Origin of the sequence: Desulfovibrio desulfuricans (genome assembly GCF_004801255.1) — a bacterium.
Taxonomy (GTDB): Bacteria; Desulfobacterota; Desulfovibrionia; order Desulfovibrionales; family Desulfovibrionaceae; genus Desulfovibrio; species Desulfovibrio desulfuricans_C.
On sequence record NZ_CP036295.1, the window covers coordinates 841,273 to 863,469 of the forward strand.

The window sequence follows — 22,197 nt, forward strand, 5'->3', positions numbered from 1 at the left end:
GGGCTGTTCACTTCATCACAAGCTGCTTTGCGCGCAGGCCTTGCAGGCGGCTCGATGACGCGGCTGGGGAGCCTTGCCGGATCTTTCCTGTAATATGTGGAAAGCGGCAGAAAGGAGTTTTGCCGTGTGCGCTAAGATGCATGGTATTTATTTTGACAGGCAGGACAGAGACATTCTGGCCCTGGTCAACCGTATTTTGGAATCCGACGGCAAACAGTCGGACACATTTCTTTTTGACCCAAGCCTGCATCCCCATGGCATCAAGGAGCTGGTGGCAACGCCCGTTTCACGCATGGCGTACGCCGTCATAAACCTGCTGCGCAACCTGCAGGCGGGGCGCACCCAGGCCAGGGACCGTCTGCTTGCCCTCAAGACGCTGTACGACGAGGTGCTCAACAGCGCGCACTCCGCCCTGCGGCGCAATACGGCGCGTGCGCTCATGCAGATCATGAAGAGCATGGTGCGCGCCCACGGCGACCACCTTGAGCAGCTCAAGCTGGCCCATGATTTCAGGCGCACCGTGCAGGGCACGCCCCGCGTGGTGCGGCGCATGCTGGCCCGCTATCACCTGCCTGAAATGCCCGAAAGCTGGAACCAGCTGGCATTTGACGACCACGTATACGACGCCAACACCAAGGGGCGCAAAACCCCCACGCACCTGATCATGGACGCCTGGATCAAGGGCATGCGCTCCCTCACCGTGGCCTACGAATACTGGGTGCAGCCCGAGGCCGCGCGGGAGATACTGCGCGCTGCGGAAATAACCGGCATTGCCGTGCGTATCGGCCTGGAATTTCAGCTGCCGTTTTACGGGCGCTTTATCAGCCTGTTCTGGATTCCTCGCGGGTTCAGCTCCAACGAGGATTTTCTGGAATTTTTGCACAGCCCAAAGATGGCGGAGCTCATGAAGCGCGGGCGCGAGGTGCTGCGCTGGCGGCGTGAGCGCGTGCTGGAAAGTCTGGCGCTGTGGAACGAGCATCAGCGCCCGAAGCTGGAAGCCCAGTGGGAAGTGCCCGTGCCGGAGATGACCGGCGAGGCGTTTTTGCGGCATGTGGGCCGGGGGCAGGCTTCTGCCCTGCACCTTGCCGAGGCCCTGCACCTCCATGTGCTGCCCTCGTTGCGCGAGCGTGCGGCCCTGCTGCGCGAGAGCGAGGGCGACGAAGTCGCCGCCGAGCTGGTGTTTCTGGAAAATCTGGGGGCGGAATACATTGCCGACCACTGGCTTTCGCCGCAGGAACACCCCGAAATGCCCGACCTCAACAACCCCTGCGCGCGCGGCCAGTTGCCGCCGCTCATGCAGCTCTCTGTGGGCGAGCTCACCCGCGAGCTGTCGGAGCTCAACCCCGGCTACCGCCTTGTGCTCACCACCAAGGGCCTGAGCGTTGAAGACGTGGCCGAGCTGTTGTGGGACAGCCAGGGCAGCATAAGCCACCTCGAAATTTTCAACATGCGCGGCTGGATGGAAGGCAAGCATGCCAGCCTCAAGGCCATCAGCGAACTGCAGCAGGCGCTCAACGAAGGGCTTGGCCCGCGCGTCAAGCAGATGATCCGGCTCATGGCGCGGCGTATGTGCAGTCAGGACGAGGAGCGCGCGGCCAAGTTCAGGCACATCCTGCACAACGTGCCAAAATTGTGGGAGCATTACCGCAACAAGCCCCTTGGCTCGCGTCTGGGCACAAGCTCCGTGAGCCGCGATTCGTACGGCATGGGCTTTGTGCTGCGCGAGACCCTGCCCGCGCGGAGCCGCAAGTTTTACGCCCGTGACGAAAAGCAACCTGATATCCCCGTGTGTTCGCCGGTGGAGGAATGCGTGCGGTACACCATCCCGCGCAATCCCTCGCCCTGGCAGCGGGCCTTGAGCGTGCTGAGCCCCCTGCCGGGCTGTCGGCATCTGGGCATGAAGCGGCACACGGTATGGAAGACCGCCAGCGTTGATTTCAAGGTATGCGGCAAGGGCAACGTGCTCAATCTGGGCGGGCTCAGCCTGACCAGCGGCAACGGCCTGCTGGGCAAGCCCAGCGTCAAGGGAAGCGAGCCGCTGGGGGCTGCCTACCTCAACAGCACCTTCTGCAACTGCCTCAAGGTGCTGCTGGGCTTCTGCCCGGCGTTTTTCTCCTTTATGTACACCCAGAACTGGTGGTTTCTGGCCTGGTTCGGCACGGTTATCTGGTTTGGCATCACTGGCGTGCGCAATGTGGTGCAGATGGTCATGGCCGCCAAGGGGGCCACGCGGTCAACGCTTATCCACTGGAAAGACCAGGTAAATGTAAGCCGCCTGTGTGATTCGCTCATGTTTACGGGTTTTTCCGTTTTGCTGCTCGAAATGCTGGTGCGTGTGCTGCTGCTTGACAGAACCCTCGGCATTACGGCGGCCCAGACGCCATGGGTGGTCTTTGGCGTGCTCAGTCTGGTCAACGGCATCTACCTGTGCGCGCACAATGTTTTTCGCGGTTTTCCCAAAGAGGCGGCCATTGGCAACCTTTTTCGCAGCATACTGGCTATCCCCGTGTCTTCGCTGTACAACTGGGCGCTGTACCAGATGGCCTTTTTTATGGGCGTGGACAACCCCACCATATATCTGGTGCCCAGTGCCGCGGTTATTTCCAAAATGGCGTCAGACACGGTTGCCGCGATTATCGAAGGCTATGCCGACAGCCAGGTCAACCTGCGCATGCGCAGGTGGGACTACCGCAGCAAGCTGGCCAACGTTTTTGACTGCTATACGCGCCTTGAGCTGCTGTTTCCCGACGAGGACGCGCTGATCAAGCTGGCCAAGACGGGCGGCATGCAGGGCAGCGGCGGCGTGATGGGCAAGGAGCTTGAACGGGCCTTTATCATCAACGCGCTGGATCTTATGTATATATGGTTTTACCAGCCGCGTGCCCAGGATGCCTTCAGGCAGATAGCCCGAGTCATGCCCGAGGCCGACCGCAACGTGCTTGCCAGGGCGCAGCTTGTGCTCACGCGCGAGCGCGAGGTCAGCCAGATGCTGGTGGACGGCCTGCTTGGGCGTAATTTTTCCCGGCCGCTGGCGTTTTATCTGGACAAACGCAAGGAATACCTGCGTCGCTTGAGCCGCCTGTGCCGACCCGGAAAAATGCGCGAGCCGGGCAGTTTTTGATCCGCAGGCTCCTTATTGCGGCGTACAATGGCTAAAAACTGATACTAAGCTAATTAATTGGCATGGTTGCTAGCCATGCCGCAGGTATTGATACCTGGAGCGCGGCTGCACACTTTCGTGCCGCATGTGCGGCGCATGCCGCCGTAACTGGGCCTGCCCCATCCACAAGCGAAGTATGGGGACGACGCGGTTCCCGTCTTCACGCCACCGATGAGAGATACTTTCATCGGTGGTTTTTTGTTTTTTTGGGGGGGGAGAAAAGATGGGCGCGGGGCAAAACTTGCGTATCATATCACGGTTTTGTTTCAAGCGTGCATGTTGTGTGGTCAACCAATCAATGGTGTGATTGTGCAAAAAAGAACCACTGAAAGCAATAATATGTGCAAAAAAGAACTTGAGACTGCAAAAAAAAGAGAAAAAAAGAACTAGACAAATGCGACGATATGCTTGCATTGCCATTTTATATGGTCTATTTTTATCCACAGGAGTAATTCATACCTATGACAGAGCTATTATGTATTGTTGTAGCCCTGTATAACAAAAGGAGTCACGGATGAGCACAGATCTTAAGAGCATGCATATGGGTCAGATCACCTCGTTCTTTATCCCCAACGTCACTCTGGTTGGCGAGGGTTGTTCCAAAGAGATTCCTGCTCGCCTGAAAAGCATTGGCGGGGCCAAACCACTGGTTGTTACCGACCAGGGCATTGTGAGCGTCGGCATTCTCAAGCAGATTACCGACATCCTTGACGCCGCCAAGATGAAGTACGCCATATACGACAAAACAATCCCCAACCCCACCGACAACAACGTCGCTGAAGCTTTTGAAGTATACAAAAAAGAAAAGTGCGACAGCATCATTACCCTTGGCGGCGGCAGCTCCCACGACTGCGGCAAGGGCGTGGGCTTTCTGGCCGGCAACGGCGGCAAAATCCACGACTATGAAGGCGTGGACAAGTCCAAAAAGCCCTTCCCCCCGTATGTTGCGGTAAACACCACCGCTGGCACGGCCTCGGAAATGACGCGTTTCTGCATCATCACAGACACCTCGCGCAAGGTTAAGATGGCCATCGTCGACTGGCGCTGCACCCCCAGCGTGGCCATTGACGATCCCATCCTGATGATGGGCATGCCCCCGGCGCTTACCGCCGCCACCGGCATGGACGCTCTGACCCATGCCGTGGAAGCCTACGTATCCACCGCTGCCACGCCCATGACCGACGCCTGTGCTGAAAAAGCCATGGAATACATCAACCGCTACCTGCGCCGCGCCGTTGCCAACGGCCGCGACAAGGAAGCCCGCGAAGGCATGTGCTACGCCCAGTACCTCGCCGGTATGGCCTTCAACAACGCCAGCCTCGGCCACGTGCACGCCATGGCTCACCAGCTTGGCGGCTTCTACGACCTGCCCCATGGCGAATGCAACGCCATCCTTCTGCCGCATGTGAGCGAATACAACCGTATCTCCAGCCGCCGCCGCTTTGGCCGCATCGCCCAGCTGCTGGGCGAGCTCACCCAGGGCATCAGCTCGGACGAAGCCTCGCGCAAGGCCATCACCGCCATCAACATCCTGTCCAAGGATGTGGGTATCCCTGAAGGCCTGATCGCCCTGGGCAAAAAGTATGGCAAGGAAGTGCGCGAAGCCGACATCCCCACCATGACCGCCAATGCCCAGAAAGACGCCTGCGGTCTTACCAACCCCCGCTCCATGACCGATGCGGCCGTGGCTGCCATCTACAAGGCTGCCCTGTAACCGCCGGTCGGCATGACGGTAGACTGAACTGTCCTGCGGCGCAGGCTGACTGCCCGACAGGAACGCACAAATAAAAGAACGGCGCGGAATATCCGCGCCGTTCTTTTGCTGGCGGGCACGCAGTCACCCAGAAAACAAAAAAAGCGGCATGGAGTCCATGCCGCTTTTTGCATATCCGGGCAGCCCATGCCCGTCGGCCTGCGCCTCAGGGCCGGATGACCTTGCCGGCCAGATCAAGGCTCGTGACTATATCAAGCATGTTTGAGGTGTCACCCACCGTCTTTGCTTCCAGCAGGCCAAAATGCGCGAGGCATGTGCCGCATACCAGCACCGACACGCCTTCCGCCTCCAGCTTTTTCAGCGCATCCAGTGCAGGGCCGGGGCACGACGCCAGTTTGACGCCGCCGTTGATCAGTATAACACGCCACAACCTCTGACCCAGTTCCGGCAACGTCGCCAAAAAGTTGCCCATAAGTTTGGCGCCCAAGGCGTCGTCGCCACGGCCTATGGTTTCGGTGGTTATGAGCACAAGGGTGCGGTTGCCGCAGACGGTGGCCGGGGCTTCCTGCGCAGCCGGTTGCGGGGCGGGGGCTTCTGCGCCCGCAGCTGCGCTGACGCGCCAGCAATCTGGGCCTTCCTGGGTCACGGCGACTGTAAAACCACGCCCTTCCAAAAAACGCTTCACGTTTTCGCGTGCGGGCTCGTTGTCCACCAGAACTTCAAGCGCGTCGGCTCCGCCGCTCAGGGCGTCGCGGCTGCGCATGACAGGCTGGGGGCAGGCAAGCCCCCTGCAATCAAGCAGTTCCATGAGCATTCTCCAGCAGTATTATGTGAGATTTACAACTATTAAGGCTAAGCGTAGTGAGAAACAAGCCGATAGGCAAGTCAAACGAAGGTAGGCATCTCATGGGCATGGCTCTTCAAATTATAATTATTGCCGCACTGGGCGGTTTGACAGTATTGGGCGGCGTGCAGGGCATGGGCTGGCTTGCAGTCGCCATTGCTGCTGCGTGCGCGGCTGCCGACGCGTGGCTGTGGCAGGCCCGGCGAGGCCGGTGCGCACGGCTGGGCCAATGCCTCGACGACGCTTCTGCTGCATCCGCCGCCGAGGGAGATGTGGAACTGCGGGCCGTGCAGTGCATCGATGCCCTGCGCGAAACGCTGAAAACCAGGGTTGATGCGCAGGTGGTGGATTCGCTGCAAGCGCATAACCGCGAGCTTGAGGCCAGGCTCAAGGAAGCCGTCGAGCTGGCGGAAACACTGCGCAAACGGCGCGGGCGCGGCGTCGTCGCCCTGAACAAGGCCCACGACGTGTGCAAAAGGCTTTCTGGCGACATGCGCAAGCTTGCCAGCCTTATCAAGGACGTTAACGGCGCGGTTGCCGTGCAGCGCGACAGGCTTGAAGACACGAGCTCCGCCATGGAACACGTGGCCGATTCCGCCAGTCAGGCGTCCATACGCGTGCGCGAGCTTTCGGAGTCCGCGCAGAGCTCCAGCGCCAGCGCGGCCACGGGCGAGCAGGAGGTCGAGGGCGCTGTAGGATCCATAGACAGCGCGCGCGACACCATTGTTCTGCTCAAGGAGGCCATGGCCGGCCTGGGCGAAAAAGCCAGCAACATCGGTCAGGTCATGAACGTTATCAATGAGGTGGCGGACCAGACCAACCTGCTGGCCCTTAACGCCGCCATTGAGGCGGCTCGCGCGGGCGAAGCCGGACGCGGCTTTGCCGTGGTGGCCGACGAGGTGCGCAAGCTGGCGGAAAAAACCATGGGCGCCACCAAGGAAGTGGAAGAGGCCGTCAAGGCTATTCAGGATGAAACCCGGCGAAATGTGCTGACCGTGGACAAGGCCGCCCAGCTGAGCGTTGACGCGGCCGACAAGGCCAACAACGCCGGTGACGTGATGCGCGCCATTCTGCAAAGCATGGCCGATACCGCCGGGCATTTGACCACCATTGCGGCTGGCGCGGCGGAGCAGTCGGAGCACAGCGCGGGAACCAACGGCGCACTGGAAGAAATTCGCGGTGCAGCGGAAAACACGTCCAGAAATATGGAAGTGTTTACGGCATCGCTGCTGACGTTCCAGAGCGGCATGGAAGAGCTGGACATGATTGTCAACGCGCTGGTGGCGGGCGATTATGATCAGGCCACCTCAGACAATTTTGTGGACTGGACGCCCAGGCTGGCGCTGCATGTGCCGCTGGTGGACAGGGAGCACAGGCTGCTGATCGACTACATCAACGAGCTGTACCAAACCATGACGCACAACAAGCCGGTTTCCGACCTTGCAGCGGTGCTCAAAAAGCTGCGCGATTACACGGCCACGCACTTCAGCGATGAAGAAAAGCTGTTTAACGTGCCCGCGTACAAGGCGGCAGCCGAGCATATGCAGATACACAAAAAGTTTGTCGCCAAGCTGGACGAGGTGGAAGAACAGCTGCGCATGGGCACGGCCACGGTGAGCATGGATTTGCTGACATTTCTCAAGGACTGGCTCGTGCAGCACATCATGGGGACAGACCCTACCTATCTGCCCTTCCTCAGGCCGGAGGACAAGGAACCCGCATCGGTGTAGCGGCACGTCGGCTCAGGCGGTTTGCCGTCAGTTTCAGGAGGCCCACACGGGCCTCCTTTTTTGTTGCAGGCCGCAAATAAGGGCGTCGCCATGGGGCAGCGGCGACGCCCTGCGCGCCTGCTGGCGCAAATTGCCGTGAGGGACGGCTGATGGCAGGTTGCGGGCGTGCCCTGGGGTGCACCCGCAACCTGAATGTTACAGCGGCCCGGCTCCGTTGCGCAGCTGGCGCATGCCTTCTTCGCCCACATAGCGGCGCAGCTGCTTGTCGGGCGCATTGAGCAGATCTACCACCAGCAGAGCGTCCAGCGTGCCGAAGGTTCTGTCCTCGTGGAAGGCGGCAATACGCCCGCCCAGCTGCAGGTAGTGTTTAAAAAGTATGGGCAGGGTGCGCCCGCCTTCCATCTGCCGTACCAGGCTGTTTACGGCCTTGTAGTCCAGGTGTTGGGCAAAGGGCAGCTCTTCGCGCAGCTTGCGGGGCTGTTTGCCGCGCACAAGGCTTGCCAGGGGGGCGTCCCAGTGGCGCAGGCGCAGATGCCGCCACAGCAGGTCCACAGACTGCTGCCGGTAGTTCAGCCCAATGCTCGCGGGGCCAAAGAGGGTGCGCACGCTGTTGCGCAGGGCCAGCTGGCCAATGCCCTTCCACAGCAGCAGCAGGGGGGTGTAGTCGCGCTGGTATTCGGGGCAGACAAAGGCGCGGCCCAGTTCCAGCGCATTGCCGCAATGATCGAAAAATTCCGGATCATATGCAAACAGCGAGGCCGTGTAGAGGTGCTTTTTGGTGCAGAGGCTGGCGTCGTCGGGGCGCACCACGCGCGCCCTGTACGAACCGGCAATGGCCTTGGCCTGTTCGTCCAGCAGTAAAAGGTGCGAGTACTGGGGGTCGTAACGGTCTGTATCGCGCTCCTGCCCAGAGCCCTCGCCCAGTGCGCGAAAGGCCTCCTCGCGTTTTCTGGTCAGCTCGTCCAGCAGCAGGGGCGATTCGTTGCCTTCAAGCAGATAAACGCAGTAGCGTCCTTCGCGGGCCAGCAGTCGGTTTTCCGGCAGGGCCGCCAGGCAGACCATGATGTCCATCTTGGCGGCCGCAGGGGCCAGGGGGACGCACTGCTCGCCGCGTATGCCCGCATGCCCTTCCGATCCCAGCGCCGAGCGGCACAGGGCAAGGCAGTGGGTGCGCTGCTCGTGGTTCAGACCGGTCAGAACCTCCGCCGGGATGGCCTCGCCAACAATCATGCGGGCGCGGCTGCCGCGCTGCCGTACCAGCGTGTGGGGCAACAGTGCCTCGCCCATGTCTTCGCGCAGGGTCGTGGCGGCAATAAACAGCGGATTGCAGCGCACAGACATGTGCAGGGGCACAAAGTTCAGGCCGTGGATGTCGGCTTTGCGGCCAGCCAGTCTGCTGAGCAGGCGCGACCACGGTTGCTCGGCGATGCCTCGACCCGGCTGCCAGCGGGCCACGCGCCCGGCGGGAAAAATGCCCAGCGCGCCGCCGTTGCGCAGGTGGGTCATGGCTGTGCGCAATACCGCCGCGTTGGCCGCCGCGCCACCCGAGAGATTCAGCGGCAGCAACATGGGAGCCAGCTGGGCCAGCTGCGGAATACGCAGCAGCGCTTCACTGGCGAGGATTTTGAGGTCGGGCCGGGCTCTGCCGCACAGGGCGGCCATCATCAGGCCTTCAAGCGCTCCGGAGGGGTGGTTGGCAAACAGCACCACCGGCCCCTCGGCGGGGATGCGGCCGAGGTCGCCGCGCAGGCAGTCGGGGCTCACATCCAGCGCGGTGAGGCAGGCTGTGGCAAAGGTTTGAGGGTTGCCGCACTGGGGCAGCGTGTCGGCCATCTTTTCCAGCCGGGCAAAACCCGAAAATTGACGGGCCATAGCGCGGGCCAGCCGCCCGACGCTTCTGACCAACGGGCGGCCAGGTGCAAGGGGTAAAATATCTGCATTGCCGGGCATGGGGATTCTCCTGTTCTTGGGCCAGGCTGCGCGTGGCGGTCTGGCTGGCGTCGTTCCGATTCCTCAGTGATCTTACGTTGGCGAGTGTACTTGTTGCGGATTTTTGCTTGTTAACAGTATTCGGTGCAGGTCTCTTGGAAGACCGGCCCCTGTCTCATCTGAATCATGCCTACGCGCATGTCGTTTTCGAAATTTTGCTGGCATTCGCAGCAGCGGGTGGCGCCTGGCGCCGCCATGAGGCGGGCGAGGGGTATCTCCTCCCCGCATTCTTCGCAGCGGCGCGGGCCGCCGTGGCGCAGCAGGGTCACAAGGCTCTGCAGCTCCTGAATGCGCTGCGAGCTGCGTCGCGCGCTGCAATGAGCGATATGGGCGGCCTCAAGCTGGCTTGCCGCGTCAAGTTCGTCCGCGCAGTGCTGGGCCTGAAAAACATCGCGCAGCTGGGTAAGTCGGTGCATTTCGTCTTTCAGTTCACCCTGTAGACTTTGCAATGTGTGCACGTTGTCCATGGTCTGCCTCCTTCGGAGTGTCTCCGATGGTTGAACTGTTGCTCTTGGGGCAGCATGAACGCGCAGGTAGGCGTTACCGTGACGCGCAGGTGAATTTGTGCGTCATGTTGGCAACAAAACCGTGGAGGCAAGGCTGGAACTGCGAAAGGGAAGGGAGCGGCGCGGGGTGCGGAAAATGAAAAACCCGCCCCGCAGGTGCGGGACGGGCTGATGGATGCATGACCCGCAGGGCGGGCCGGTATCTGCCTGCTGTTATTGGCCGCAGAAAGACAGAAAGTAGCTATGCATGCGCGTATCGGGCGTAAGCTCAGGGTGGAAGGATGTGGCCAGAATGTTGCCCTGGCGCACGGCCACGGCCTGGCCGTCAACCTTTGCCAGCACTTTTACATCCGCGCCCACGCCAATGATGACAGGCGCGCGGATAAAAACCGCCGGAATCGGGTCGGCTCCCAGCTCGGGAATGCTCAGGCTGGTTTCAAAACTGTCCACCTGCCGTCCAAAGGCGTTGCGGCGCACCGTGGCGTCAAGTACGCCCAGGCGGGGCTGGTCCGAGTTTTCTATGTCGCGGCACAGCAGGATCAAACCGGCGCAGCTGCCGTAAACGGGCATGCCGTCGAGTATGCGCTTGCGCAGAGGCTCAAGCATGTTCCATTCGTTGAGCAGCTTGCCGATGGTGGTGCTCTCGCCGCCGGGGATGATCAGGGCGTCGATGCCGTCTATATCCTTAAGCTGGCGCACTTCGCGGGCCGTCGCGCCCAGGCGGGCAACGGCGGCCACATGCTCGCGAAAGGCTCCCTGAAGAGCCAGAACGCCTACGCAAAGCTTGGACATTACCAACCCCGTTCCTGCATGCGCTCGGAGGCAGGAATGGTGGAAATTTCAATGCCCACCATGGGTTCGCCCAGATCGCGGGAGATTTCGGCCAGCATGGCAAAATCGTTGTAGTTGGTCACGGCCTGCACAATGGCCTTGGCGCGCTTGGCCGGGTCGCCGGATTTGAAAATGCCGGAGCCGACAAACACGCCGTCGCAGCCGAGGTGCATCATCATGGCGGCGTCGGCGGGGGTGGCGATGCCGCCGGCGGCAAAGTTCACCACGGGCAGGTGGCCCTCTTTGCGCACTGCGTAGCACACTTCAAGGGGAGCGCCGATTTCTTTGGCGTAGTTGGCGACTTCGGCTTCGGGCAGGCTGCAAAGCTTGCGCACGTCGTCCATAACCTGACGGCAGTGGCGCACGGCTTCGATAACGTTGCCGGTGCCGGGCTCGCCCTTGGTGCGGATCATGGCCGCGCCTTCGGCGATGCGGCGCAGGGCTTCGCCCAGGTTGCGGCAGCCGCAGACAAAGGGCACGGTAAAGTCGCGCTTGTCGATATGGTACTTGTCGTCGGCGGGGGTGAGCACTTCGCTTTCGTCGATGTAGTCCACGCCCATGGCTTCAAGAATACGGGCTTCAACAAAGTGGCCGATGCGGGCCTTGGCCATGACCGGGATGCTCACCACTTCCATGATGCGCTTGACGATGGTGGGGTCGGCCATGCGGGCTACGCCGCCAGCGGCACGAATGTCGGCAGGTACGCGTTCCAGGGCCATGACTGCGCAGGCTCCCGCTGTTTCGGCGATTTTGGCCTGTTCGGGAGTGGTGACGTCCATGATCACGCCGCCTTTGAGCATTTCAGCGAGGCCTGTCTTCAGGCGGATGGTGCCCTGTTCCATATCTTTCTACTCCTTCTGAGCCGTGGAACGGCTTGTGATAAATGTCAGCCCGCCGCCCATTCGGCGGCTTTGCTGGCGTGGTTATATGCGAATACGCCGGGCCTGACAATATGATGCTGCATGCGCGGCGTGGGCGGCGCGGCGCGTGCGCGCCAGGGCCTCGGCCGCAGCCGGGGGGCTTCGCAAAAAATACGTGGCGCCCCGGCTGCGGCGGCAAGGCCGCATGGCTGCGTGGTTGTGGAACAGCGCGGTTGCGTGGCCGCCGGGCTTAGGCCCAGCTTTTGCGGAAGGTGTCCTCGTAGGCGTACAGAGCCGGGGACCCCCCCGTGTGCAGGAAAAGGACATTGCTGCCAGCGGGGAGTACGCCCTTGCGGACAAGATCAATGAGGCCAGACATCGCCTTGCCCGAATACACGGGGTCAAGCAGGATGCTCTCGGTGCGGGCCAGAAGTGTTACCGCTTCGGCCATGGCGGCCGTGGGCAGCGAGTAGCCGGGGCCGACGTAATCGTCATAGGCCACCACTGCCTCGCGCGGAATGTTGACGGCCGCGCCGATGAGGTCGGCGGTCTGGTGCATGAGGTCGAACACGGCCTGCTCCTGCACCGGTTTTTTGCGGTTAACGCCGATGCCCGTCACAGGGATGTTCATATTGCAGGCCAGCATGCCCAGCAAAAAGCCCGCGTGCGTGCCGGCGCTGCCGCTGGGAACAATAACATGGTCAAAGTTGCAGCCCTGTTCAAACATCTGCTGCTGTAGTTCCTGGGCGCATTGCACATAGCCCAGGGCCCCAATGCTGTTGGAGGCTCCCCCGGGTATTATGTACGGTTTGCGGCCAGCGGCGGCCAGTTTGTCGGCGAGTTTCTGCATTTCCTGCAGCATGGGGCTGCCGCCGGGAACAACAGTGACCGACGACACCCCAAGCATCTGGAACAGAAAGTTGTTGCCCGAAGACTGGGGGTTGTAACTGCCTGGCACGCGTTCCTCGAGCACAAGGTGGCAGTCGAGCCCTTCTTTTACCGCCCAGGCCAGGGTAAGGCGGCAGTGGTTGGACTGCACCGCGCCGCAGGTAATGATGGTGTCGGCTCCCCTGGCCAGCGCGTCGGCGATGCAGAAGTCGAGCTTGCGGGTTTTATTGCCGCCGCCGGTGCCGGGCAGGGTGTCGTCCCGCTTTATCCATATGTTGACCTTTCCGCCCAGAGCTTTGCTGAATGACGGAAGGGGCTCCACTGGCGTGGGCTGTTTGACGTAACCGCGGCGGGGAAACTGTGCAAGGTTCATAGTAATACTCCTTGGTTGCAGGCTCATGCGGCCTGTTAGCTATGTGAAGGCCAGAGGGGGCTGACACCTTTGGCTGTATCCACGATGGTTTTTGCCAGAACGTCGGCGGCATCCACTGTGGGCAGGTCGCTGTGCCCGCTGATGATGCCAAGCTCGGTGCAGGCAACGGCAAGCGCCTGCGCCCCCCGGCTTTTGACGTGCGCGGCTATCTGCGACAGGGCGGCGCGCGCTTCGGCTCCGGTGTTGCCTGCCTTGACGGCTTTGATGACGTTGAGGAGCTTCTGTTCCTCCTCTGGCGAGGCAAAGACCGGCTTGATGCCGCGCGCGGCGCATGGGCCGTCATACAGGTGCGTCAGCCGTACAGCCGGGGACGCCAGAATGCCGAGCTCGGTTACCTGGGGGTACTGCCGCGCCGCAGCCTCCACGGTCAGCTCGATCATGTTCAAGACCGGAATACGCACGGCATCGCGCACCGCGCCGTAGTAGTTGTGGGCCGTGTTGCAGGCGATGCACAAAAAATCCGCTCCCCAGGCCTCAAGCCTGCGCGCCATATCGGCCATGCACGGGGCGGGGTCTTCGCCGCCGCCTTCAAGCAGGGCCTTGATGCGCGAGGGAACCTTGGGGTTGATGTCCACGATGCAGCGCACGTGGTCTATATCGTCCCGCGCATCGGTGCTGGCGATAATGCGGTGCAGAAGATCCACGGTCGCCTCTGGCCCCATGCCGCCCAGAATGCCGACGATTTTTTCCTGTCCGGTGCTCATCAGGCGCTCTCCATGTTTTCGCGGGTATTGCTGTCGGCAAGATGGCCGCCGCCAAACTTGTTAAGAACAATGCAGGCGACCGTATTGCCGTAGACGTTGATGAATGTTCTGCCCATGTCCATAAAGCGGTCCACACCCGTGATGATGCCGATGGCCTCAACAGGCAGCCCCAGCGTCTGGCAAAGAACTGCTATGACCACCAGAGCGGCGGCGGGTACGTTGGCCGCGCCCTTGTTGGCGATGAGGGTTGTTATGAGAATGGTCAGCAGCTGCGGGCCGTCCAGGTGCAGCCCGTACAGCTCGGCCAGAAAGGTGATGGCCAGCGACTGGTACAGGGCGGCGCCGTCCAGGTTAAAACTGTAGCCAAGCGGGATGACGAATGAAACAACTCGTTTGGGAATGCCGCTGCGCTCCAGTATCTCCATGTGTACGGGGAGGGTTACTTCTGAGGAGCAGGTGGTGAAGCCCAGCAACAACGGCTCAAGGATCTTTTTTGTCGTCTGTATGGGCGAGACGCCCAGAAGCTTGAGAATGACCATAAATACGCAGACGAGAATGACAATGCCGATGTAAAATACCCCGATAAGCTTGCCCATGGCCAGCAGCAGAACCGTGCCCTGCGAGGCGACGGCCCAGGCGATGATGGCTGCCACGGCCAGAGGCGACGTTGCAACGACGCCCTTGGTCATCTTGAACATGGCTTCAAGAATGCCCTCCATGCCCGCAATGACGCATTCGCCTTTTTTACCGACCATGCCTATGCACAGTCCGAAGCATATGGCGAAAAAGAGTACCGGGATAAGTTTTTGATTGGCCGCAGCCATGATGATGTTGTCGGGGATGATATCGAGGAAAAATTTTGTCCAGTCGATGTGCGAGGCCAGATTGGCGGGCACAGTGCCCGTAAATTCAAGCGCCACGCCCTGCGCAGGGTGGAAAAAGTGGTTGAGGGTTATGCCGATGACGATGGCGAATCCTGTTGCCGTGTAAAACCAGAGAAAGGCCAACCCGCCGAGCCTGCCCAGCTTTTTATGTCCTTGCTCATCTTGCTTATGCCAAGGCTGATGGCGCAGAACACCAGAGGGATGACGATCATCTTGATCGCCTTGATAAAGGCAGTGCCGATGGGCTGAAGGTTTTTGCCGAAATCCGGCCAGGCAAAGCCGATGACGGCTCCGACGACAAGCCCCGTCAAAATCTGTGCATACAATGGAAATGACCGTTTTGCGCGTGTTGTGGCCATATGCGCCCCAGTGGTTAAGATGTTCGGATCAATCTTTTCCTTGCCGCCTTATCTGTTCTTGACCTGCAGTCAGCAGGTCGTTTGCTCAATAACCAGGGGGAAGGCTGCTGTACGTCTGCGCGTCTGCAGCGGTCTTTTTGCTTTCAGTTTTTATTAAATGTTAAATGTTAACATTTTTTGAAACTGTGATGAGTTTTGCGGGAACCGTCAAGGGTAAAATTTCATAATTTGCATAACAGGCTAAATATTAACAAATTAATTTTTTATATGCGGGGGATGGTGCAGGCAGGCAAGAGGACTGGGCGTCGGGCTGCACGGGGCGGTGATGGCGGCTCTTCGGCGGTTTGCGGCCTCTTGCCCCTCGACCCGGGTCCGCAACTCTGCTAATTGAACAGGACGGCAGGGCTTTGTGCCCGCATCGCCCTTACGCCTGGCGCAGCAGGCGTTTCCCTTTTTGAAACCATGTTCAGTCAACACATGAAACCCAATCTCTGCACAACATACAGCGCCCAGGTTATTGCGCATATCAAGGAATGCCTGCTCAGCGGGGCGCTCAGGCTCGGCGACCCTGTCCGGGAGGCCGCGATCGCCGAAAAGCTGGGCATCAGCCGCGGCCCAGTGCGCGAGGCTGTCCAGGCGCTGGCGCTTGAGGGTCTCGTGAGCAACCTGCCGCAAAAGGCAAAGTACATACGGCGCATGAGCGCCAAAGAAATTGAAGACAGCTATTGCATGGGCGGAACACTCGAAGGCGCGTGCATTGTGCGCTCGTTGCCCTTTATGGATGATGCCGCCATGCGCGAGCTGCGCGAACGGTTTCGGCAGATAGAAGAGCAGTGCCGCCATGCCTCAGGCCTGTCTGCCCTGAGCGATGTGGACGACGCCTTTCACAACGCGTTGATGTCCCGGTGCGACAACAAGCTGATGGTGGACACGGCGCGCAAGTCGTGCTGGCATATCTCAAAATTTCTGTACTACAAGATATGGGACAAAATTTTTACGCCAGCCGAATTTTTAAAGCGTCACCTTCTTATTCTCGAGGCTGTGGAAAGCCGGGATGCCCAGCGCATTGAAACCGTGCTGCGCGAGCACTACGCGGAGTCGGGACGGCGTTTTGGGGCTGTGGTGGCGGCGGATGACGCGGTGGTTATGTCCAGGGGAAAAAAAGGCGCGACGTCCCGGCAGCGGCAAAAGCGATCCGATGTCTATAGTGAAGAAACCGCTTGAAGCGTGGCTTGCGCATCGGGCTTCCTCTGGCTATGCTTGGGGACTCAAAAGGAAGTATGATGACAGAAAGTTTCCCTGTTTTTTTGCCATTGCTTCGGGGTCCACTGCCTTCGCAAGCGTTTGAAGCGTCCGCGCAACCCGACCTGGCCTCTGCGCCCCAGCAAGGGGCAGCTCCCAGCTGGAGCGGCGTAGCGCGTCTGTGGCCCGGTCTGCCCGATGCCCCCGCCGGTTTTTTTTGCCCGCAAGAGTACCCTTTTTCGCCACGCGAGGCCCAGGCCTGTCTGGACGATCTGCAGCAACTGGGCGATGCAGCTCTTTCCGGCATGCCGGTAGGAGCTGCCGCCGCCGGTAACGCCCGCGCCGCAAGCCGTTCCTCCGAGATGGCGCTGATCAAGGGGCTGAGCAGCTTCGACGGCGATACCGCCGCCGCACTTGCGGCCGAGGCCGCGCGCAAGGATCTGCTGGCGCGCCGTCAGGCGCAAAAAATGTTGCTGTGGGCCCGGCTGCAGGAGGATCGCCTTGCCGATCTTGCCGAGCTGGCGGCCAGTTTTGCCCATAATGCCGGCGGGCTCACGGCGGCGTTGGGCGTAGACCCCGACGAAGACCTCGCCGGTCTTGCCCCCGAAGCCCTCACGGGCGATCTGGTGCGTCTTGGCTCGCCCATCGCCCTGGATGCAGGCCTTGTGCCGTCCTGGCGGCTGGTAACGGCCAACGCGCTCTATTTTTTGCCTGCGGATACTCCCCTTGTGGTTGAAGGCCCCATGCGGGACGACCTGCTCGATATGCTGCCCTTCAGCCCCGCCCCCCGCTGGCAGAGCCTGCTTGGCGATGCGCCCGATCAGGGCGCTCCCTCAGCCGTTGCCGTTGAAACCCGCGCGCCGGGCTGGCAGGTGCTGGGGCACACCCGGCCCACCGGTCAACCCCCGCTGGACGCGGAGCGCGTGTGGATAACCTGGAGGGCCGGTGCATGACGGCGCAGCAGACGCGGCCGCTGGGCGTTCATGCCTTGTTTCCTCAAGGCATCGGCGGTGTGATCTTTGACTGCGACGGCGTGATGATCGACTCACGCGCGGCCAACAACGTTTTTTACAACCGCGTGCTGGCCTATTTTGGGCTGCCGCCCATGAACCTGGAGCAGGAAAACTACTGTTTTATGGCCACATCGCGGCAGGCCCTGCTGCATATTGTGCCGCCGCACCTGCATCATGAAATCGATTATGTGATACGAAACGAAGTTGTCTATCAGCGCGATATTGTCCCCATGCTGCGCCTGCAGCCTGGATTTAAAGGCTTTATCGACAATTTGCGCAGTCGGGGCGTGCGCATGGCCGTGCACACCAACCGCAAGCTCGATGGAATACAAACGGTTCTGGACATTTTTTCCCTGCCCTCCTATTTTAATCCTGTGGTTGCGGCGGATACCGCCGCGCCAAAGCCTTCGGCAGAGGGCACGCGGCACATATGCGCCGTATGGCAATGCCCTCCGCAACATGTGCTTTTTGTTGGCGACAGCGAGCACGACAAAGAGGCTGCCAGGGGGGCGGGGGTGATATTTGCCGCATTTAACGGCGGCCAGTTACGGGGAGAGATTACGGCGGCAGACTATACAGCTCTGCACAATACGCTTGATGCGGTGTTGCCGCCGGTTTCCGGCCAGTAGGCCGGGTTGCCCGTACGAATACATAAGACAGCCACGCTGGAGGGCTCATGATTGTTCTTGCCAATACCCTGAGCGCCGTTGCCCTGGTGTTTGGGTCGCTGCTCAGTCTTTATTTTTGGATTGTCGTCATCGCGGCCGTGCTCACCTGGGTGCGCCCCGATCCGTACAATCCCATTGTGCGCGCGTTGCGCACCATGACAGAACCCGTGTTTTACCGTGTACGCAAATGGTTGCCGTTTACCTATTCAAACGGCATGGATTTTTCGCCTGTGGTGGTGCTGCTGGCCATTGAGCTCTTTAACCGGATCGTCGTCGCCTCGCTGGCCCAGTATGCGATGACCCTCCACTAGAGCTGGCGCACCTGTAAAACGAAACAACGCGCTGCAACCGCGCCGTGGATTTTTCAGCTGCTCCAAGCGGATATTCTGAGAATCCGCGCCAAGGGGAACGCAAATGCTGCAGCCGCGCTGCACTGGCCGGTGGTCAGGCGGGCTCGGACAGGGCGATTCCATCAGGGTAAAAGCCTCAGTTGATGCGCAGGCAAATGCCTATGAACATCTAACACTGGAGATTTCTTATGGATCAGCAAGAACTAAAACTTCTGGAAACCTATGCTGCCACTGATCCGGAGCTGAAATCCCTTTGGGAAGATCATGTGCTCTACGAAAAGCAGGTCGAAAAGCTTGAACACAAGGCTTTTCGGTCGCCTACTGAAGAGCAGACGCTCAAACAACTGAAAAAGCAAAAGCTCGAAGGCAAAACCCAGCTCATGGCTGTTCTTGACCGTCTGAAAAAACAAGGATAGCCGGGCTTTTTTTTAAGGAGTCGGACATGGAATGTACTGGTGCGCAGATTCTCCTTGAGTCCATGAAGCGAGAGGGCGTGGATGTGCTGTTCGGGTATCCGGGCGGTGCGGTCATTGACATTTACGACGAACTACCGCGCCATCCGGAGCTACGCCACGTGCTTGTACGGCATGAGCAAGGAGCTGTGCACGCGGCTGACGGCTATGCCCGTGCCTCTGGTAAAGCCGGCGTCTGCCTGGTTACCTCTGGCCCGGGAGCCACAAATACGGTCACGGGCATAGCCACGGCCTATTCCGATTCTATTCCCCTGGTGATTTTTACCGGCCAGGTTCCTACCCAGCTGATCGGCAACGACGCCTTTCAGGAAGTGGATATCGTGGGTATCACCCGGCCCTGCACCAAACACAACTTTTTGGTCAAAGATATCAACAAGCTGGCGCTTACCATCCGCCAGGCCTTTTATCTTGCGCGGTCGGGTCGCCCCGGCCCGGTACTTATCGACCTGCCCAAGGACGTCATGCAGGCCCGGGCGGAGTTTGTCTGGCCTGAAGACATCTACATGCGCAGCTACAACCCCACCTACAAGCCCAACCTCAACCAGTTGCGCCGCTCGGTGGAAGAGCTGGCCAAGGCTGAGCGCCCGGTTATTCTGGCGGGCGGCGGGGTTATTCTGTCCAACGGGGCGGAGGCCCTCACGGACCTTGCCCGCAAGCTGAGCATACCCGTAACCTGCACGCTCATGGGGCTGGGGGGCTTTCCCGCCACCGATCCCCTGTGGCTGGGCATGGTGGGCATGCACGGCACCTACGCGGCCAACCTGGCCATCAACAACTGCGATGTGCTGATGTGCGTGGGCGCGCGCTTTGACGACCGCGTTACCGGCAAGCTGGCGGCCTTTGCGCCCAAGGCCCGTATTGTGCACATTGATATCGACCCCACCTCCATCCGCAAAAATGTGGAGGTGCAGGTGCCGGTGGTGGGTGATTGCCGCCTGGCGCTTGAGGGCATTGCCGAAATATGCGACGCCAAGCTGCAGAACAAGGACTGGGCAGGCGAGCACGCCGCATGGCTTGCCGCCGTGGCCGAGTGGAAGTCGAGCAAGCCCCTGTGCTACCAGTGCAACGGCAATATCAAGCCGCAGTCGGTTATTGAGGCCCTGTACGACATCACCGGCGGCGACGCCATTATTGCCACCGAGGTGGGCCAGCACCAGATGTGGGTGGCCCAGTTTTATTCGTTTACCAAACCGCGTACCCTGCTGACCAGCGGGGGGCTCGGCACAATGGGTTACGGTTTTCCTGCTTCGGTGGGGGCGCAGTTTGCCTTTCCCGACAAAAAGGTCATTGCCGTGGCTGGCGATGCCTCGCTGCAGATGAACATTCAGGAACTGGCGACGGTGGTGGCCAACAGGCTGCCCATCAAGGTCGTCATTCTGAACAACCGGTATCTGGGCATGGTGCGGCAGTGGCAGGAGCTCTTTTACAACAACAACTACAGTTCCACCAACATGGAAGCCCAGCCCGACTTTGTGAAGCTGGCCGAAGCCTACGGGGCCGAGGGCTATCGCATTGAAAAGGCTGAGGACATGCGGGCCGTGCTCGAAAAGGCCCTGGCTTCGCCCAACCCTGCCTTTATCGATGTGGTGGTGGAGCGCGAAGAAAACGTGTACCCCATCGTGCCCGCCGGTGCGGCGCTTGATGAAATGTTGCTGGTGTAAGGGAGATGGCTATGCAACGACATGTGCTTTCCGTGCTGGTGGAAAACGAACCCGGCGTGCTCTCGCGCGTGGCCGGGCTGTTCAGCGGGCGCGGCTTCAATATCCATTCGCTCAATGTGGCTCCCGCTCTCGAAGAGGGCGTTTCGCACATGACTATCACTACCGAAGGCGACAGTTTTATTCTGGAGCAGATCATGAAGCAGCTCCACAAGATTGTGTCGGTCATCAAGGTGGTGGATTTTGCGGATATTCCCGCCGTGTCGCGTGAAATGATGTTTGTCAAAGTGCAGGCGGAAGGCCCCATGCGGGGCGAAATTCTGCGTACTGTTGAAATATTCCGCTGCAAGGTGGTGGATGTGAGCCCCAATGAAATGACCATTGAGGCCACCGGCGACCAAAACAAACTGGACGCCATCATCAGCCTGCTGCAACGGTTTGGAATCAAGGAACTGGCGCGCACAGGCGCGGTGGCCATGCGCCGTTCCAAGAAAACGGATTAGGGTTTCGGGACGCGAAGAACGGCCATCCGCCGGGCAAGTGCACAGCACCCCCGCACGGCATGGTCGGGCTGCGCGTAAGAAATCCGGTCGCGCGGCGGTAAGCCGCTGCGGCTACAGGAGCGTTAAGCCCGTGCGCGGGTCAATGGCCCACAAGGTCTCCTTGACAGCACGCATGAGGTCGGGGTGGTGAGTATATCCATTCAATCCACCCTGGGTATTGGCAAAACGTCCCACAGGCGGCCTTGCCCGCCATATCCAGTGGCCCCCCTCTGTCCTTGCCGCAAGGGCGGGAAGGAATGTATTTTTTTTGTCTAACCGTGAGTGATCTCAGAGGATGTTCAGATGAAAGTTTACTACGATCAGGATGCAGACCTTAATTGTTTGAAAAACAAGACCGTGGCCATCATCGGTTATGGCAGTCAGGGCCATGCCCACGCCCAGAATCTGCGTGATTCCGGCGTCAAGGTTGTGGTGGGTCAGCGCCCCGGCGGTGCCAATTACGAGCTGGCCAAGGAGCATGGCTTTACGCCTGTTTCCGCTTCTGAAGCTGCCGCTCAGGCCGACCTGATCATGATTCTGCTGCCCGACGAAGTGCAGGCCGCAGTGTACGAAAACGACATTAAGCCCCATCTGACCAAGGGCAAGGCCCTGTTGTTCGCCCACGGCTTCAACATCCATTTCAGCCAGATCCAGCCGCCCAAGAATGTGGACGTTTTCCTCATTGCCCCCAAGGGCCCCGGCCATCTGGTGCGTCGCACCTTTACCGAAGGCGGCGGCGTGCCCTGCCTCGTGGGCATTCATCAGGACGCCACCGGCGAAGCCCTCAAGATCGCCCTGGCCTATGCCAAGGGCATCGGCGGCACCCGCTCCGGCGTTATTGAAACCTCCTTCCGCGAAGAGACCGAAACCGACCTCTTTGGCGAACAGGCCGTGCTTTGCGGCGGCGTTTCCGCGCTGATCAAGGCCGGTTTTGAAACCCTGGTGGAAGCTGGCTACCAGCCCGAAATGGCGTACTTTGAATGCATGCACGAAATGAAGCTTATCGTCGACCTCATGTATGAGGGCGGTCTTTCCCGCATGCGCTACTCCATCAGCAACACTGCCGAATACGGCGACTACGTCACCGGTCCCCGCCTGATCACCGAAACGGTGAAAAAGGAAATGAAGGGCGTGCTCAAGGACATCCAGAGCGGCGTGTTTGCGCGCAACTTCATTCTTGAAGCCCGCGCCAAGTACCCCATGTTCCTTACCACCCGCCGCAACGAATCTGAACACCAGATCGAAAAGGTGGGCAAGGAACTGCGCGGCATGATGTCGTGGCTCAAGAAGGACAAGAAAGACTAGTTTTGGCCTGATATCTGTCAAGCCGTAAGAACCTTGAGTTCTTC

General features: G+C 60.1%; 20 protein-coding genes. 11 read left to right on the forward strand and 9 right to left on the reverse strand.

Going from position 1 to position 22,197, the window contains the following annotated elements; all coding sequences use genetic code 11:
- Positions 1 to 124 precede the first annotated feature (124 nt).
- Together DDIC_RS03400 and DDIC_RS03405 are read left to right on the forward strand one after the other, a co-directional pair.
- On the forward strand, positions 125 to 3,121 hold the full coding sequence (locus DDIC_RS03400; protein ID WP_247647540.1) for a hypothetical protein: 2,997 nt from the start codon (positions 125 to 127) through the stop codon (positions 3,119 to 3,121).
- Positions 3,122 to 3,674: 553 nt separating this feature from the next.
- Entirely contained in the window at positions 3,675 to 4,874 is a 1,200-nt protein-coding gene (locus DDIC_RS03405; protein ID WP_136399149.1) for an iron-containing alcohol dehydrogenase, read from the forward strand.
- 205 nt (positions 4,875 to 5,079) lie between these two features.
- Here the strand turns inward: DDIC_RS03405 and yedF are convergent, their stop codons facing one another.
- Complete coding sequence (yedF, locus tag DDIC_RS03410) at positions 5,080 to 5,682, reverse strand: sulfurtransferase-like selenium metabolism protein YedF (RefSeq protein WP_136399150.1); 603 nt, start codon at positions 5,680 to 5,682, stop codon at positions 5,080 to 5,082.
- A 104-nt stretch (positions 5,683 to 5,786) separates the two neighbouring features.
- Between yedF and DDIC_RS03415 the strand changes: the two genes are divergently transcribed.
- Positions 5,787 to 7,448 carry a bacteriohemerythrin gene (locus DDIC_RS03415; RefSeq protein WP_247647541.1) on the forward strand — a complete coding sequence of 554 codons (1,662 nt, stop codon included), beginning with the start codon at positions 5,787 to 5,789 and terminating at the stop codon, positions 7,446 to 7,448.
- 195 nt (positions 7,449 to 7,643) lie between these two features.
- Here the strand turns inward: DDIC_RS03415 and DDIC_RS03420 are convergent, their stop codons facing one another.
- The 8 genes from DDIC_RS03420 to DDIC_RS13855 form a co-directional block, all read right to left on the reverse strand.
- On the reverse strand, positions 7,644 to 9,398 hold the full coding sequence (locus tag DDIC_RS03420) for a lysophospholipid acyltransferase family protein (RefSeq protein ID WP_136399152.1): 1,755 nt from the start codon (positions 9,396 to 9,398) through the stop codon (positions 7,644 to 7,646).
- Between the two features lie 110 nt (positions 9,399 to 9,508).
- Positions 9,509 to 9,904 carry a TraR/DksA family transcriptional regulator gene (locus DDIC_RS14075; protein ID WP_136399153.1) on the reverse strand — a complete coding sequence of 132 codons (396 nt, stop codon included), beginning with the start codon at positions 9,902 to 9,904 and terminating at the stop codon, positions 9,509 to 9,511.
- 252 nt (positions 9,905 to 10,156) lie between these two features.
- Positions 10,157 to 10,735, reverse strand: coding sequence for a pyridoxal 5'-phosphate synthase glutaminase subunit PdxT (gene pdxT, locus DDIC_RS03430; RefSeq protein WP_136399154.1), 579 nt, complete (start codon positions 10,733 to 10,735; stop codon positions 10,157 to 10,159).
- Positions 10,735 to 11,616 (reverse strand): pyridoxal 5'-phosphate synthase lyase subunit PdxS, encoded by an 882-nt coding sequence (gene pdxS, locus DDIC_RS03435; protein WP_136399155.1) that lies wholly within the window; start codon positions 11,614 to 11,616, stop codon positions 10,735 to 10,737. Before pdxS ends, pdxT begins: the two co-directional genes overlap by 1 nt.
- Before the next feature lie 268 nt (positions 11,617 to 11,884).
- Entirely contained in the window at positions 11,885 to 12,895 is a 1,011-nt protein-coding gene (locus tag DDIC_RS03440) for a D-cysteine desulfhydrase (protein WP_136399156.1), read from the reverse strand.
- 35 nt (positions 12,896 to 12,930) lie between these two features.
- A complete protein-coding gene (locus DDIC_RS03445) occupies positions 12,931 to 13,659 on the reverse strand; it encodes an aspartate/glutamate racemase family protein (protein WP_136399157.1) in 729 nt (242 codons plus the stop codon).
- A complete protein-coding gene (locus DDIC_RS03450) occupies positions 13,659 to 14,666 on the reverse strand; it encodes a dicarboxylate/amino acid:cation symporter (protein ID WP_211088890.1) in 1,008 nt (335 codons plus the stop codon). Before DDIC_RS03450 ends, DDIC_RS03445 begins: the two co-directional genes overlap by 1 nt.
- Positions 14,612 to 14,902 carry a cation:dicarboxylate symporter family transporter gene (locus DDIC_RS13855; RefSeq protein WP_211088891.1) on the reverse strand — a complete coding sequence of 97 codons (291 nt, stop codon included), beginning with the start codon at positions 14,900 to 14,902 and terminating at the stop codon, positions 14,612 to 14,614. The genes DDIC_RS03450 and DDIC_RS13855 overlap by 55 nt, the downstream gene beginning before the upstream one ends.
- A gap of 477 nt (positions 14,903 to 15,379) precedes the next feature.
- On the opposite strand from DDIC_RS13855, the gene DDIC_RS03455 reads away from it, so the two are divergent.
- The 8 genes from DDIC_RS03455 to ilvC all read left to right on the forward strand — a co-directional run bounded on the left by DDIC_RS03455 (position 15,380) and on the right by ilvC (position 22,153).
- The gene (locus DDIC_RS03455; protein WP_136399158.1) at positions 15,380 to 16,126 is read left to right on the forward strand and encodes a GntR family transcriptional regulator; all 747 of its coding nucleotides are present in this window, start codon (positions 15,380 to 15,382) and stop codon (positions 16,124 to 16,126) included.
- A gap of 59 nt (positions 16,127 to 16,185) precedes the next feature.
- Entirely contained in the window at positions 16,186 to 17,097 is a 912-nt protein-coding gene (locus DDIC_RS03460) for a hypothetical protein (protein ID WP_136399159.1), read from the forward strand.
- On the forward strand, positions 17,070 to 17,786 hold the full coding sequence (locus DDIC_RS03465) for an HAD family hydrolase (RefSeq protein WP_247647543.1): 717 nt from the start codon (positions 17,070 to 17,072) through the stop codon (positions 17,784 to 17,786). Before DDIC_RS03460 ends, DDIC_RS03465 begins: the two co-directional genes overlap by 28 nt.
- A 47-nt stretch (positions 17,787 to 17,833) precedes the next feature.
- On the forward strand, positions 17,834 to 18,136 hold the full coding sequence (locus DDIC_RS03470) for a YggT family protein (protein WP_136399160.1): 303 nt from the start codon (positions 17,834 to 17,836) through the stop codon (positions 18,134 to 18,136).
- A 227-nt stretch (positions 18,137 to 18,363) separates the two neighbouring features.
- Positions 18,364 to 18,591 carry a DUF465 domain-containing protein gene (locus tag DDIC_RS03475; RefSeq protein WP_136399161.1) on the forward strand — a complete coding sequence of 76 codons (228 nt, stop codon included), beginning with the start codon at positions 18,364 to 18,366 and terminating at the stop codon, positions 18,589 to 18,591.
- 26 nt (positions 18,592 to 18,617) lie between these two features.
- On the forward strand, positions 18,618 to 20,309 hold the full coding sequence (ilvB, locus tag DDIC_RS03480) for a biosynthetic-type acetolactate synthase large subunit (RefSeq protein ID WP_136399162.1): 1,692 nt from the start codon (positions 18,618 to 18,620) through the stop codon (positions 20,307 to 20,309).
- Between the two features lie 11 nt (positions 20,310 to 20,320).
- The gene (gene ilvN / locus DDIC_RS03485; RefSeq protein ID WP_136399163.1) at positions 20,321 to 20,809 is read left to right on the forward strand and encodes an acetolactate synthase small subunit; all 489 of its coding nucleotides are present in this window, start codon (positions 20,321 to 20,323) and stop codon (positions 20,807 to 20,809) included.
- Between the two features lie 342 nt (positions 20,810 to 21,151).
- Complete coding sequence (gene ilvC / locus DDIC_RS03490; RefSeq protein WP_136399164.1) at positions 21,152 to 22,153, forward strand: ketol-acid reductoisomerase; 1,002 nt, start codon at positions 21,152 to 21,154, stop codon at positions 22,151 to 22,153.
- The last annotated feature ends 44 nt before the right edge of the window (positions 22,154 to 22,197 follow it).

Excerpts from the sequence above, each read along its gene's own strand:
- DDIC_RS03405 (WP_136399149.1), top strand. The coding sequence starts at position 3,675 with ATGAGCACAGATCTTAAGAGCATGCATATGGGTCAGATCACCTCGTTC.
- yedF (WP_136399150.1), bottom strand. The coding sequence starts at position 5,682 with ATGGAACTGCTTGATTGCAGGGGGCTTGCCTGCCCCCAGCCTGTCATG.
- DDIC_RS03415 (WP_247647541.1), top strand. The coding sequence starts at position 5,787 with ATGGCTCTTCAAATTATAATTATTGCCGCACTGGGCGGTTTGACAGTA.
- DDIC_RS03420 (WP_136399152.1), bottom strand. The coding sequence starts at position 9,398 with ATGCCCGGCAATGCAGATATTTTACCCCTTGCACCTGGCCGCCCGTTG.
- DDIC_RS14075 (WP_136399153.1), bottom strand. The coding sequence starts at position 9,904 with ATGGACAACGTGCACACATTGCAAAGTCTACAGGGTGAACTGAAAGAC.
- pdxT (WP_136399154.1), bottom strand. The coding sequence starts at position 10,735 with ATGTCCAAGCTTTGCGTAGGCGTTCTGGCTCTTCAGGGAGCCTTTCGC.
- pdxS (WP_136399155.1), bottom strand. The coding sequence starts at position 11,616 with ATGGAACAGGGCACCATCCGCCTGAAGACAGGCCTCGCTGAAATGCTC.
- DDIC_RS03440 (WP_136399156.1), bottom strand. The coding sequence starts at position 12,895 with ATGAACCTTGCACAGTTTCCCCGCCGCGGTTACGTCAAACAGCCCACG.
- DDIC_RS03445 (WP_136399157.1), bottom strand. The coding sequence starts at position 13,659 with ATGAGCACCGGACAGGAAAAAATCGTCGGCATTCTGGGCGGCATGGGG.
- DDIC_RS13855 (WP_211088891.1), bottom strand. The coding sequence starts at position 14,902 with ATGGCCACAACACGCGCAAAACGGTCATTTCCATTGTATGCACAGATT.
- DDIC_RS03455 (WP_136399158.1), top strand. The coding sequence starts at position 15,380 with ATGAAACCCAATCTCTGCACAACATACAGCGCCCAGGTTATTGCGCAT.
- DDIC_RS03460 (WP_136399159.1), top strand. The coding sequence starts at position 16,186 with ATGACAGAAAGTTTCCCTGTTTTTTTGCCATTGCTTCGGGGTCCACTG.
- DDIC_RS03470 (WP_136399160.1), top strand. The coding sequence starts at position 17,834 with ATGATTGTTCTTGCCAATACCCTGAGCGCCGTTGCCCTGGTGTTTGGG.
- DDIC_RS03475 (WP_136399161.1), top strand. The coding sequence starts at position 18,364 with ATGGATCAGCAAGAACTAAAACTTCTGGAAACCTATGCTGCCACTGAT.
- ilvB (WP_136399162.1), top strand. The coding sequence starts at position 18,618 with ATGGAATGTACTGGTGCGCAGATTCTCCTTGAGTCCATGAAGCGAGAG.
- ilvN (WP_136399163.1), top strand. The coding sequence starts at position 20,321 with ATGCAACGACATGTGCTTTCCGTGCTGGTGGAAAACGAACCCGGCGTG.
- ilvC (WP_136399164.1), top strand. The coding sequence starts at position 21,152 with ATGAAAGTTTACTACGATCAGGATGCAGACCTTAATTGTTTGAAAAAC.